Below are 13,080 nucleotides of genomic sequence, written 5' to 3'. Positions count from 1 at the left end.
CTACCTTAAAAGGCCACGCCCGATGAAGCATCCGCCAGCCCCCGCACGTCGAGAGGGCTCACGGCCGGACGCGTTCCCAGCGTGTCTCCCCGTCGTGCACGAGGTCGGTGGGGTGGAGACCGGCGTGGGCGGCGACCGCGGCGGAGGCCGCGTGGCCGGGGTGGATGTGGGCGACGACCGTGCCGAGGTCGTGGGCGTCGCACCAGGAGACCAGGGCGCGGGCGGCCTCGGCGGCCAGGCCGCGGCCCTGCCAGGGCACCCCGACCACCCAGGCGATCTCGGCCGTGCCCGCCTCGACGGTCGCCTGCACGTAGCCGGTCAGCCGGCCGTCGGCGCGCAGGCGGAGCACCCAGTTGCGCCAGCCGGGCGGGCCCGCGGCCAGGCGTTCGTAGCGGGCGCGCAGCTCCTGCTCGGTGGCGGGGGCGCCGCCGATGAACTCGTGCAGGCGCGGGTCGGCGAGCACGGCCGCCATCTCCGCGGCGTGCTCGACCCGCAGGGGCACGAGCGAGAGGCGAGGGGTCTCGATGACGTCGATGAGGTCGTCCGGGATGGTCACTCCTGGAGCATGGGCGGGTGGAGGAGTTCGGCGGGGCCGCGGCGGAAGAGCTTGGCGGGGCGGCCGCCGTCTCTGGTGGTGGTGGCGCCCGTCTCCACCAGGAAGCCCTCCGCCTTGGTGACCTTCCGGTGGAAGTTGCGGGGATCGAGGGGACGCCCCCAGACGATCTCGTACACCCGGCGCAGGTCCGCGACGGTGAACTCCGGCGGGCAGAAGGCCGCCCCCAGGGACGTGTACTCCAGCTTGGCGCGGGCGCGGTCGACGCCGTCGAGCATGATGCGGCGGTGGTCGAAGGCCATGACGGACAGCGCCTCGACCGGCTGCCAGCTCATGTGCGCCTTCTCCGAGGCCGGCAGGTCGGGGGCCAGGCCCAGGTAGGCGACGCTCAGCACGCGCTGGCGCGGGTCGCGGTCAGGGTATCCGTACGTCTGGAGCTGCTCCAGGTGCACCGGGGCGCCCGGGAGCCCGGCCCGCTCGGCCAGGATGCGGTGGGCGGCGGCCGGCAGGTCTTCGTCGAGCTGGATGAAGCCGCCGGGCAACGACCAGCGGCGCAGGAACGGCGGGTTGTCGCGCCGCCACACCAGGGCGCTCAGGGCGTGGTTGCGCACGGTGAGCACGACCAGGTCGACGCTGACCGGGATGCTCGGGACCATGGACGGCACGTTACACGGAGTCCCGTCTGCCCTATGCGGATATGCGTACGTGGAGGGGCGTCGTGGCCTCCTTGCCGGACGCCCCCTTGATCCCTATCTTGACCCATTCCCCGGGCGGCACCTGGGTCCAGTCGAACGGCACCCAGGCCGTCGCCATCCGGGCCGGGTGCTCGTCCAGCGGGTCCTTGTCCAGCCAGCCGACGGCCGCGACCACCAGTTCCTTGGTGCCGCCGGACCATTCGACGAGCACGGTGCTGCCGTCCAGGTTGTAGCCGCGCACCTCGACGCCGTCCTGGGGGTCGCGGGGCCGCCTGATGGCGTCCACGGCGATCGGGCGCTGCCAGTCGCCGGCGATCTCGTCCTGGAGCGAGGGGTCGCCGCAGGTCATGAAGTCGCTCCACATGTAGGAGACGATCTTCTGGACGTACCGGCCGGCCATCGTGACGGCCTGGTCGAGGCGCTTCTTGTCCGTCTGGCCGCGGGTGCCCTGCGGAGCGCACGGCTGCTTGCCGGACGGCTCGAACGCCTCCACGTTCGCCCACAGCTCCACCTCGTGACCGGCCTGGAGCATCTCGTCGCGGGCCTTGGCCATCTCCCGGTAGTAGTCGCGGGTCGAGCCGTGGTACGCGGTGCCGTACGTGGCCTCGCCGACCACCGGACGCAGCCGGTCGTCCACCTCGGTGTCGCGCTCGTCCGGCCAGAACAGGCCGACCTTGCCGGTCCCCCGGCTGTCCTGCGGGGCGATGATGCCGACGCCGGTCCGGGCCAGCGCCTTGAACGCCTCGGCCACCTGCGCCGGCGTCTGGCCGAAGCCCACCCGCTTGCGCGCGTCCAGGTACGGGCTGATCAGGATCGGCTTGCCCAGCTCCTGCTCCACGATCCGGTGCTGGTCGGCGTACACCTCAAGGGTGGGGTTGGTGGCCAGCGTGGCCCCCATCTGGACCTCGAACGGCTGGTAGACGCCGCCCAGGGCCTGCCGGTCGGCGAAGCGCACGCCGTAGTCCTGCAGGATGCGCCGGGTCAGCGTGGTGAGGGTGCCGATGTGCCGCTTGTTCGCCCTGGTCGGCGTCTCGGAGTCGCGCGGGGCGAGCGGCAGTGCCGGGAAGACCCGCATGCTGAACTGGTCGGCCAGGTCGAGCAGCTCGGCCAGGCTGTCCTTGGCCGAGCCGGCCACCAGGATCAGGTCGTACGACGTGGCCTTCTTGGTGAAGTCGCAGGTGGCGTCGTCGGAGCCGTCCGGAGGGGCGACCATGCGGTAGTAGATGCGGTCGCCGGCCTTGACGGCGTGTTCCATCTTGGGGCAGCGGAACAGGTCGCCGCCGAACGCCTCGTCGGTGCGGTAGACGTACGTGCGCCCGATCCGGTTGCCGGGGTTGGCCTTGCGCAGGTCCTGTTCGGCGGCGTCGTGGCAGCTCAGGCCGTCCTCTTCGCACGCCTTGTACAGCGGGTCGAGCGTCCCGTCCTTCGCCAGCACCTCGCCGGTGTCGTCGGAGACGCTACGGAACTGCAGGCCGTACCCGATCCTGATGATCGTGTCGCCGCCGGCGCGGTGGATCTCCTGGAGCTGGTGACGCCAGGTGCACGGGTTCGACTTCGGCGTGATCCAGTAGCCGGTGACGGCGTAGAAGTTCTTGGTCGTGGTGTCGAACGTGCCGCAGGGGTCGGTGAACTCCTTGACCTTCGGCGGCGGCGGCGTCGATACGGTCCTGGACGGCGTCGGCGTGCTCGACGAGGACGCGACCGGCCGCTCGGACGACGACGGGAAGAGGATGATCACCACTGCGACCACGGCCAGGACGGCTGCGCCCACGAGCAGGAAGAGCCATCGCACGTTCAGGAACCTACCGCTCTCGTGATCTGCCGGAGATAAACCGCTATCGCGTGATCCCGGCCCATGCCTCAAGCTGGGTCACGAACCGCTTGGCCGAGTTCGGCCAGTGGTGGTTCGCGCGGGCCGCGGCATACCCGCGAGCGCCCTGCGCCCGCCGCTCGCGCACGTCGTCCCGCAGCGTCAGCACCGCCTGCGCGACGGCCTTCGGGTCCTCCCAGGGCACGACGACGCCGCTGTCGTACCGCTCCACCAGCTCGACCGCGCGCGGGGACGGCGTCGTGATGACCGGGATGCCGTGCGCCATGTACTCCACGATCTTGGTGGGCATCGAGTGCCGGTAGTTGGGCTCGTCGTGCAGCAGCGACAGCCCGGCCAGCGCCCCGTCGAGCCGCTTGAGCGCCTCGTCGTTGGGCATGAAGTCACGCCACTCCAGCAGGCCGTCGGCGACGGCCTGGTTGAGCATCGGACGGCTCTGCGGATCGGCGTACCCGATCAGCTCCACCGTCACCCGGTACGGCTGCAGCAGCTTGGCCACCTCGACGGCCTCGAACACCCCGCGCGCCCGCGACAACCACCCGAGGTAGACCACCCGGTCGTCGCCCGGAGGCGTCACCGAGTCCGGTACCCAGGTCTCGTTCGGCACGATCAGATGGGCGTGCTTGAACCGGCCCGCGTAGGCGGTCTCGGCCAGCAGCAGGTGCATGTGCCGCTCGGCCGTGCCCTCCAGCATGCGGGCGAAGAAGCGCACCGGCGGGCGCAGGAACGAGGGCAGCCACGGCTTGAGCGACAACGTCGCCGGGGTGTCCTCGTGGACGTCCCAGACCACCGGCGGCCGGTTGCGCACGCCCCAGACCGCGAACAGCAGCTCCGGGTCGTGGATCAGGACCAGGTCGACCTTGTTCCGCATGCGCTTGAACAGCCGCCGGGCGGCCCAGACGGCCGCCACGCGTTTCCGCTGGGCGGCCCTGGGCAGATCGACGCCGTTGACCCATGGACGCGGTACGACCCCGTGCGCCGAGAAGGAGGCGGCATACGTGACCTCATGACCGGCATCCACGAGGGCACGGATCTGCCGATGCAGAATTCTCGCGTCCTCGGGGTTATGCACCACCGTCATGACGAGCACGTGCACTGCGCGCAGCCCTCCGTCGCTACAGCCGCTCGACGCGTTCACCCTCGGTGAGCACACCGCGGGTGTCCAGCACGAGCTTGGCCTTCGCCTCGACCATGGCCAGATCGAACGCGGCGTGCTGCTGCAGCAGCAGCGTCACGTCGGCGTTGACCACGGCCTCGGTCAGATCCTCTTCCCGTGGCACCGGAGTGCCGTCGACCGACCACTCCTTGACGTACGGATCGGCGAACGAGAGATCGGCCCCCAGCTCCAGCAGCGCACGCGCCACAGGCAGAGCCGGAGTTTCCCGTTCGTCGGCGATATCCGGTTTGTACGTGACGCCGAGCATAACCACTCGGGCGCCGTTCACGGGCTTCTTGTGTCTGTTCAGCAGTCGCTGGACGCGCGCCACCACGTAGGACGGCATGCGCTCGTTGATCTCCTGGGCCAGCTCCACGAACCTGAACGGGTACCCGAGCTTGCGCACGGTGTAGGACAGGTACGAGGGGTCCACGGGGATGCAGTGACCGCCGACGCCCGGCCCCGGCAGGAACTTCTGGAAGCCGAACGGCTTGGTGGCCGCGGCCTCGATCGACTCCCACAGGTTGATGCCGAGCTCGTCGCAGAAGATCGCCATCTCGTTGACGAGGGCGATGTTGACGTGCCGGTAGGTGTTCTCCAGCAGCTTGGCCATCTCGGCCTCGCGGGTGCCGCTGACCGGCACCACCTGCTCGATGAACTGCTTGTAGAACGCCGTCGCCCGGTCGCGGCAGACCGGCGTGTAGCCGCCCACGACCTTCGGGGTGTTCTTGAGCCCGAACTTCGGGTTGCCCGGGTCGATGCGCTCGGGCGAGAAGGCCAGGTGGAAGTCCACGCCGGCGGCCAGGCCCGACTGCTCCAGCAGCGGGCGGGCCACCTCGTCGGTGGTGCCGGGCCAGGTGGTGGATTCGAGCACGACGAGCGTGCCCTTGCTGAGGTTGCGGGCGACGGCCTTGGTCGCGCCCTCGACCGCGGACAGGTCGGGACGGTGGTCCTCGTCCAGCGGGGTGGGAACGCAGATGACGATCGTGTTGCTTCTGGCCAGCACGGACTCGTCCAGCGTCGCGCTGAATCCGTTCGCCTGCATGTGATCGAGGTCAGCGTCGGTCAGGTCATCGATGTAGGACTGCCCGGCGTTGAGCGCGTCGACCTTCCGGGGGTCGACGTCCACGCCGACGACCCGCAGCCCGGCGGCAACCGCTTCCTTCGCAAGCGGCATACCGACGTAGCCCAGGCCGATGACAGCCAAGTCGATTTCTGTCACAGCAGTGCCTTCGAGAGCCGGAAACAACACTTCATGGTCGCAAAGGTTATCTCAAGTCCACCTAGCTCACGCCTAATGCGACCGAACCCGTCACAACGTACAGGCAACGTGGAGGTCATCTTTCGGCAAGCGATCGGTATAGAGCTTGATAAGTCTCGGCAACGCGGCTCCAGGTCCGCTTCGCGGCGACTTCGGCGCGTCCGGCCTCGCCCATCTCCGCCCGTCTGGCCGGGTCCTCGCGCAGGCCGGCGATCGCCTTGGCCAGCTCGGCCGGGTCGCCGGCAGGCACCAGCAGACCGGCCCCGTCGGAGCCGACGAGCTCGGAGAGCGCGGGCAGATCGCTGAGCACCACCGGCTTGCCGAGCGCCATCGCCTCGACCGGCTTCAGAGGCGTGACGAGCCGGCAGACCCGCAGGTCCTCACGCGGGCAGGCGAAGATGTCGATGGCGTCCTGGGCCTGCAGCGCCTCGTCGGGGCCGACCCGGCCGGGCAGGACGGCGTCGCGCAGCCCCAGCTCCTCGACCAGGGCGAGCAGGTTCTCCCGCTCGGCGCCGTCGCCCACGATGAGCACCCGCACCGGCGTGCGGTCGTCACGCAGCAGCGCGGCGGCGCGCAGCAGGGTCGCGAAGCCCTCGTAGGCCACGATGCTGGACACCGAGCCGACCACGATCTCACCGGGGGCGATGCCGTAGGCGTCGCGGAACGAGGCGCCGTCGTAGTGGGCCGACAGCAGGGTGTCGTCGACGGCGTTGGGCGCCAGATGGATGCGTTCCCTGGGCACGCCGCGCTCGACGATCTCGGTGGCCATCGTCTCGGCCAGCGTGACGACCGCGTCGGCCTCGCGCATGAGGAACGCCTCGCGCTCGCGCTGGAGCACGTGCCGCTGGCTGCCGACCCGGACGGGGTCGCGGGAGGCCCACGTCTCCTCCAGGAAGCCGCGCACCTCGTAGACGAAGGGGGTGCCCGTCCGGTCGCGGACGGCGTGCGCGACCGAGCCGTTGCGGTGGTCGGTGGCGGCGTGCAGGACCTGCGGGCGCAGCTGCTCGACCAGGCGGGTGACGCCCTCGGCGCCCTTGACCATGCGACCGCGCATCTCGAACGGCACCTCGCCGTGCCCGTCGGGCAGCAGGCGGTAGTACGGGATGCCGTCGATCTCCTCCTGCGCGGGCGCGTCGGCGTGCCCCTGGAGCATGGGCCAGCCCCAGCTCGTCACGACGTGCGGGTCGAGCCCGGCCGCCTTCTGGGAGGTGACGATCCGGTGGGTGCGCACGGTGTAACCGGCCTGCGTGTACGGCAGCGCGTTGGTGACCAGGTGCAGCACGCGGCCCTCGACGCGCCCGGCGATGGCGACCTTCGGCGCCGGCGGGATCGGGTCGGGGCTGATGGCGGCCAGCTCACCGCGGTAGTAGGCGGCCCTGCGCTTGACGAAGGGGTATTTGGTGTGCGCGTCGAGCACTTCGGCGGCCTGCGAGACCCGCCCGGCGTCCCAGTGGGCCTTCGCCTCGTTCCACGGCGCCTTGATCACGCGCATGCCGATCTTGCGCACCATGCGCCGGGCACGGCGGGCGGCGGGCCAGGCCACGCTTCCGACGAGCGGGCGCAGCTTGGGCGGGAGCGCGTCGGCGGCGGCCTGCGCCACGCGGACGGGGTCGGACTTGACCTTGGTCACGACGACGCGGGAAACGATGACGGGGTGCTGGACGAAGCCTTTGAGAAGTCCCCCGACGCCGGCCCGGGCGGACTTCGCGGAAACCTTGGAGGAGTCTTGACGACTGGCGTCGGATGCCACGCTGGGACCGTACCATAGGCAGCGTTTTTTCCCTTCCGCTATGAAAGGCGAGGTCAATGAGGGAGAACCCCCTGGTCCTGCACGTTTTGGGTGCTCGTCCCAATTTCGTGAAAGCGGCCCCGGTGGTGCGTGCACTCGGTGAACTCGGCGTGCGGCAGGGCATCATCCACACCGGTCAGCACTACGACGCGCTGATGTCGGACGTCTTCTTCGCCGATCTCGGCCTGCCCGAGCCGGTGGCCAACCTGGCGGTGGGCTCCGGCACGCACGCCAGGCAGACCGCGGCCCTGCTCGTGGGCCTGGAGGACGTCTTCGTCGCCCAGGAGCCCGACCTCGTCGTGGTCTACGGCGACGTGAACTCGACGCTGGCCGCGATCCTGGTCGCCGCCAAGCTGGGCATCAGGACGGCGCACGTCGAGGCCGGGCTGCGCTCGTTCGACCGGGGCATGCCCGAGGAGGTCAACCGGGTCGTCACCGACGCGCTGGCCGACCTGCTGTTCGTCACCTCGCCCGAGGCCCTCGCCTATCTGGCCTCGGAGGGCGTGCCGCCCGCGAAGGTGCACCTGGTGGGCAACCCGATGATCGACAGCCTGTTCGCCGCGCTGCCCTCGCTGGACCCGGCGCCGGTGGTGGCGCGGCTCGGCCTGCCGGCCCGGTACGCCGTGGCGACCCTGCACCGCCCGGCCAACGTGGACACCGCCGAGGCCGCCAGGGAGCTGGTCGAGGCGGTGCTGGAGGTGTCGCGGCGGACGCCGGTCGTGGTGCCGGTGCACCCGCGCGGCAAGGCGCGGCTGGCCGAGGCCGGTCTGGTGGACGGCGACACGATCAAGGTCATCGAGCCGCTGGGTTATGTGGACTTCCTCTCACTCGTCCGGGGCGCGGCGCTGGTCGTCACCGACTCCGGCGGCGTGCAGGAGGAGACGACCATGCTGGGCGTCCCCTGCCTGACGCTGCGGCCCAACACCGAGCGGCCGATCACGATCACGCACGGCACGAACCGCCTGGTCACGCCCGCGCTGCTGCCCGCCGCGGCGGAGAAGGCGCTCGCCGACGGCGCCGCCACGCCGGCCGGCGAGCTGCCGGTGCTGTGGGACGGCAAGGCCGGTCCGCGCATCGCGACGGTGATCGCGGCGTGGCTGAAGGGCGACAACCTGGCCCCCGCTTCCCAGGCCAAACGCCCCGAATAGCGGCTGAATCCGCCGTACTATGACATACCTCCGCTGAGCGATAGGCGTATCACCATGGCCGAAAACCCTGAGCCCCCCGCGTTCCAGCGACTGGGACCCGTCAACTGGCTGCCCGAGGAGCGCAAGCTCATCGAGCGGTACGAGGCCGAGGTCAGGGAGCTGCGGCGGCGGCTGGAGATCGCCGAGGCCAAGGCCGCGTACGCCGGCTGGAAGCTGGAGGCCACGCAGGCCAAGCGCACGTTCAAGCTGGGCGAGGCCCTGGGCTCGAAGAGCCCGGGGAGGATCGTCGAGGCGGTCAGGTCGAAGGACAAGGCGCCCAAGCCGCCCATGCCGGTCACCGAGGCGGTCGAGCTCGCCAACCACCGTCCTCCGCTGGTCGAGGTGCCGACGGCGAAGTGGCCGCTCGGCCCGGTCAACCGGCCCGACCTCAAGGTGGCGGTCATCCTGGACGACTTCTCCAGGATGGCCTTCAGGTACGAGTGGGACCAGATCGAGTTCGGCCTCAAGGACTGGCCGGAGATCTTCGCCGACAAGCGCCCCGACCTGCTGTTCTGCGAGTCGGCCTGGCACGGCAACCAGGGCCGCTGGCGCTACCAGATGACCGGCACGAACGCCCCCAAGGAGCCGCTGCGCGACCTGGTCGCCTGGTGCCGCGCCGAGGGCATCCCCACGGTCTTCTGGAACAAGGAGGACCCGCCGAACTTCGACTTCTTCATCGACACGGCCAAGCTGTTCGACCACGTGTTCACCTGCGACGGCGACATGGTGCCGAAGTACCGCGAGGTGCTCGGCCACGACCGGGTCGACGTGCTGCAGTTCGCCGCCCAGCCGCGCGTGCACAACCCGATCCAGCAGAAGCAGGGCCGTCTGCACGACGTGGTGTTCGCCGGCATGTACTTCCGCGACAAGCACCCCGAGCGGCGCGAGCAGATGGAGGTCGTCCTCGACCCGGTGCGCGAGCTGGGCCTGCACATCTTCGCCCGCAACGGCGAGGTGGACGAGAAGTACGCCTGGCCGGAGAAGTACCGCCCGCACATCGTGGGCGAGCTGCCCTACGACCAGATGCTGGCCGCGTACCGGATGTACAAGGTCTTCCTCAACGTCAACTCGGTGCTCGACTCGCCGACCATGTGCGCCCGCCGCGTCTTCGAGCTGTCGGCGTGCGCGACCCCGGTGGTGTCGGGGTGGTCGCGGGCGATCGAGGAGACGTTCGGCGAGCTGGTGCCGATCGCGCGTGAGCCGGTCGAGTCGTACAACCAGGTGCTGCACCTGATCAACAGCCCCGAGCTGCGGGCCAGGATGGGCCACCTGGCGATGCGGGAGGTCTTCGACAAGCACCTGTTCTCGCACCGGGTGGACCAGATCCTGCAGAACCTCGGCCAGGCGACCACGCCCCGGTCGCGCTCGATCTCGGTCGTGCTGCCGACCAACCGGGCCTCGCAGATCGAGCACGCGATCTCGTCGGTGGCCCGGCAGCTCCACCGGCCGCTGCAGCTCGTCATGGTCCTGCACGGGCTGGACATCGACCCGGTGGTGGTCGCCGACAAGGCCCGGATGGCCGGCATCACGGACGTCGTCGTCCTGCCCGCCGCCCCGGAACTGACGCTCGGCGCCTGCATGAACCTGGGCATCGCCGCCGCCGAGGGCGACCTGATCGCCAAGATGGACGACGACAACCTCTACGGCGAGCACTACCTGTCGGACCTGGTGCGCGCGTTCGACTACTCCGACGCAGAGCTGGTCGGCAAGGGGGCGCACTACGCGTACTTCGAGGGCAGCAACACCACCATGCTCCGGCTGCCCGGCCTGGAGCACCGGTACTCCTTCCTCGTCCAGGGCGGGACGTTCCTCGGCAAGGCGGACATGTTCCGCTCGTACGGCTTCGCGGACATCACGCGGGGGGAGGACACCCAGCTGGTACGCCGGCTGAAGGAGGACTCCGTCAAGATCTACTCGGCCGACCGGTTCAACTTCGTCTACTGGCGCAGCGCCGACGCCTCGATGCACACCTGGCAGGCCGACCACATCAAGCTGACCCGCAACGCGCAGTTCTCCTTCGTCGGCCGCCCGGACGACCACGTGCTCATCTGAGCCTCAGCGGGTGACGCGGGCCAGGTTCTGGTCGGCCAGGCGGGCGAGCTCGTACAGGCCGGCCGCCTTCACCTTCTCGCCGACGACGAGCATGCTCATGATCAGGTGGGCCCGCCTGATCACGACCGACCCGATCTGGGCGCGCTTGTCGCCGCCGGAGGCCGTCGTCAGGTAGGCCCGCGACTCGTCGCCCCTGGCCGGCATGGCCAGCTTGGCGGTGCGGTAGGTCACGTCCGCGCCCTCGACGGTGGCCTTGTACAGGGCGCACTGCGGCGGCAGCGGCGCCGGCATGGACGCCGACGGCATCGACACGACGGCCTGCGTGATCGAGCCGCGCGCGGCGGAGAAGGCGATGACGGCGGCGGGCGCCCGGGCGACCTCCGGCTTGGCCGCGTCGAGCTGGGCGGCCCCGGCGCACTCCGGACGCTCCAGCTTGGCCTGCTGGATGGCGGCCAGCCCCTCCTGGGTGGACTTGAGCGAGCCGAACGCCCCCATCTCCGGCCCGTACGCGATGCGCATGCCCTTGGGCACGGGCAACAGGGCGGCACGCAGCCGAGCCGCCTCCACCGCCGAGGAGGACGCGGCGGGCTGCGCCGACCCGGCGGCCTGATCATCGGCCTCGCCGGCGGAACATCCGGCGACGACCATCATGCTCAGACATACCCCCGAAATAGCCTTAAGCACGAATTCTCCCCTTGCTCTAGCGGCTTTTTCGAAAACGCTAGAGGAAGGGCCGAGTAAGGAGCCGAGTAACGTCGCTATTCACGGAATTCGGCAGGTTCGCGAGGAATTTCAGGTTCGCGAGAGGTTTTGGGTTCGCGCGGGACCTCGGGTTCGGCGCCGTTCCGGCTTCCGCCGTTGAGCAGCGCCCTGGCCAGGCCGATCCCGGTGCCGCCGAGCGTGAGGGCCTTGGCCAGCAGCTCCTCCACGCCCTGGGCGCCGTTCAGCACCACCATGTGGTCCACGTTCCCGAACGCCTTCGCGCCCGCCTCGACGACCTCCGGCCAGCGCTCGGCGAGCTGCTGGGCGATGACCGCCTCCTGGTTCTCCTTCAGCGCCTCGGCCCGCGCCCTGATCGCCTCGGCCTCGGCCAGGCCCAGCGCCCTGGCCGCCTGCGCCTCGGCCAGCCCGCGCGCCTGGGCGGCCTGGGCCTCCGCCTCGCCCGCGATCTTGGTCGCCGCGCCGGCCGCCTCGCCGCGCAGCCGTACGGACTCGGCCTCGGCGGCGGCGGCCAGCTTGACCTGGCCGGCCTGGGCCCCGGCGCGCAGCTCGGTCTCCTGGGCCTCGGCCTGGGCCTGGGCGATCCGGGCGTCCCGGTCGGCCTGCGCGAGCGTGACGGTCTCGTACGCCTTGGCGTCGGCGGGCTTGCGCACCTGCGACTGGAGCCGCTGCTCGGCGAGCTGGGCCTCCAGCTCGGCCGCCCTGGTCTCCTGGACGACGACCTCCTGCCGGGCGGTGGCCTCCGACAGCGGCCCCGCCTGCCGGGTCGTGGCCTGCGCCCGGTCGATCTCGGCCTGGTAGGCGGCCCGCTTGAGCTGCGCGTCGCGCTGGGCGGCGGCCTTGTTGGCGGCGGCGATCTGCTCGGCCTCGGTGGCCTCCTGGTCGCGCTGGGCCTGGGCGATGCGGGCGACGGCGGCGACCCTGGCGGCGTGCGGCTTGCCGAGGTTGGCGATGTAGCCGGTCTCGTCGTCGATCTCCTGGATCTGCAACGAGTCGACGATCAGCCCGAGCTTGCTCATCTCGTCGGCCGCCGAGGCCCTGGTCTCGCTGGTCAGGCGCTCGCGGTTGAGTATCAGGTCCTCGATGGTGAGGTTGCCGATGATCGAGCGCAGGTGCCCGGTGAACAGCTCGTGGATCGCGCTGGTCATGAAGTCCTGCTGGTCGAGGAAGCGACGGGCGGCGTTGGCGATCGAGGACAGGTCGTCGCCGACCTTGTAGATGACCACGCCGCGGATGTGCACGGGGATGCCCTGCTGGGTGACGCAGGAGACCTGGAGATTGGCCGCCCTGGTGTCCAGGCGCAGCCGCCGGGCGGCCTGGAAGCCGGGCAGCACGGCCGTGCCCTTGCCCGTGATGATCTTGAAGCCCAGGCTGTCGACGCCCTCGCCCCGGCGGCGCGCCCCCAGCCCGGAGATGATCAGCGCCTCGTTGGGCTCGGCGACCCGCCAGACGGCTTTGAACAGCAGAATCACGATGACGACCGCGACGACCGCGGCTCCGGCGACGATGAAGACCTCGGGGGACATCGGGCCCTCCCTAGACGAGTGCTCTGGCCACGTAAACCGTCCGCGGGGGGAAGTAGTCCACCACGACCACGATGGTTCCGAGGCCGAACTCCTCGTCGGGCACGCTGGGGTGGGCGTAGAAGGCCTCCACCCCGCCCCTGACCGGGATCATGACCTCGCCGACGAGCCCTGGGCCGATCTTTCCGGTGACTCTGCCCTGCTTGCCGACCACCCTGCTCCCCCCGCTCGCTTGCATTCCGGACGCTACTCCAAACGGGCATTCGCGGTAATAGGCCACGCAAAATGTTTCTCGAACCGCTGCGCGCCCCGGTGG

General features: G+C 70.4%; 11 protein-coding genes. 2 read left to right on the top strand and 9 right to left on the bottom strand.

Features of this window, described 5'->3' with window-relative positions; all coding sequences use genetic code 11:
* Positions 1–58: 58 nt before the first annotated feature.
* The 6 genes from ACIBQ6_RS19940 to ACIBQ6_RS19915 all read right to left on the bottom strand — a co-directional run bounded on the left by ACIBQ6_RS19940 (position 59) and on the right by ACIBQ6_RS19915 (position 7,243).
* The gene (locus tag ACIBQ6_RS19940; RefSeq protein ID WP_397213507.1) at positions 59–556 is read right to left on the bottom strand and encodes a GNAT family N-acetyltransferase; all 498 of its coding nucleotides are present in this window, start codon (positions 554–556) and stop codon (positions 59–61) included.
* Positions 553–1,209: an NrtR DNA-binding winged helix domain-containing protein gene (locus tag ACIBQ6_RS19935; protein ID WP_358290649.1), complete on the bottom strand. Its 657-nt coding sequence runs from the start codon at positions 1,207–1,209 to the stop codon at positions 553–555. The genes ACIBQ6_RS19940 and ACIBQ6_RS19935 overlap by 4 nt, the downstream gene beginning before the upstream one ends.
* 31 nt (positions 1,210–1,240) lie before the next feature.
* Positions 1,241–3,040, bottom strand: coding sequence for a DUF4434 domain-containing protein (locus ACIBQ6_RS19930; RefSeq protein WP_397213503.1), 1,800 nt, complete (start codon positions 3,038–3,040; stop codon positions 1,241–1,243).
* Positions 3,041–3,083: 43 nt separating this feature from the next.
* On the bottom strand, positions 3,084–4,172 hold the full coding sequence (locus ACIBQ6_RS19925) for a glycosyltransferase (RefSeq protein WP_358290655.1): 1,089 nt from the start codon (positions 4,170–4,172) through the stop codon (positions 3,084–3,086).
* Between the two features lie 19 nt (positions 4,173–4,191).
* Positions 4,192–5,454, bottom strand: a complete 1,263-nt coding sequence (locus ACIBQ6_RS19920) for a nucleotide sugar dehydrogenase (RefSeq protein WP_397213500.1) — start codon at positions 5,452–5,454, stop codon at positions 4,192–4,194.
* Positions 5,455–5,569: 115 nt separating this feature from the next.
* Complete coding sequence (locus tag ACIBQ6_RS19915; protein ID WP_358290658.1) at positions 5,570–7,243, bottom strand: glycosyltransferase family 4 protein; 1,674 nt, start codon at positions 7,241–7,243, stop codon at positions 5,570–5,572.
* Positions 7,244–7,299: 56 nt separating this feature from the next.
* Here ACIBQ6_RS19915 and wecB point away from each other — a divergent pair, with 56 nt between their 5' ends.
* Positions 7,300–8,430 carry a non-hydrolyzing UDP-N-acetylglucosamine 2-epimerase gene (wecB, locus tag ACIBQ6_RS19910; RefSeq protein WP_358290661.1) on the top strand — a complete coding sequence of 377 codons (1,131 nt, stop codon included), beginning with the start codon at positions 7,300–7,302 and terminating at the stop codon, positions 8,428–8,430.
* A 54-nt stretch (positions 8,431–8,484) separates the two neighbouring features.
* Positions 8,485–10,521 (top strand): glycosyltransferase, encoded by a 2,037-nt coding sequence (locus ACIBQ6_RS19905; RefSeq protein WP_397213498.1) that lies wholly within the window; start codon positions 8,485–8,487, stop codon positions 10,519–10,521.
* 3 nt (positions 10,522–10,524) lie between these two features.
* Here ACIBQ6_RS19905 and ACIBQ6_RS19900 read toward each other — a convergent pair whose 3' ends face one another.
* From ACIBQ6_RS19900 to ACIBQ6_RS19890, 3 genes are all read right to left on the bottom strand, one after another.
* Positions 10,525–11,172: a hypothetical protein gene (locus tag ACIBQ6_RS19900; RefSeq protein WP_358290667.1), complete on the bottom strand. Its 648-nt coding sequence runs from the start codon at positions 11,170–11,172 to the stop codon at positions 10,525–10,527.
* 107 nt (positions 11,173–11,279) lie between these two features.
* Positions 11,280–12,767 carry an SPFH domain-containing protein gene (locus ACIBQ6_RS19895; RefSeq protein ID WP_397213496.1) on the bottom strand — a complete coding sequence of 496 codons (1,488 nt, stop codon included), beginning with the start codon at positions 12,765–12,767 and terminating at the stop codon, positions 11,280–11,282.
* A 10-nt stretch (positions 12,768–12,777) separates the two neighbouring features.
* Positions 12,778–12,978: a hypothetical protein gene (locus ACIBQ6_RS19890; RefSeq protein ID WP_358290673.1), complete on the bottom strand. Its 201-nt coding sequence runs from the start codon at positions 12,976–12,978 to the stop codon at positions 12,778–12,780.
* Between the last annotated feature and the right edge of the window lie 102 nt (positions 12,979–13,080).

Origin of the sequence: Nonomuraea sp. NPDC049655, from assembly GCF_044465465.1 — a bacterium.
In the GTDB taxonomy this organism is placed as follows: domain Bacteria; phylum Actinomycetota; class Actinomycetes; order Streptosporangiales; family Streptosporangiaceae; genus Nonomuraea.
The sequence above is the reverse complement of the archived record's forward strand: the minus strand, read 5'-3'. Positions and strand labels throughout refer to the sequence as shown.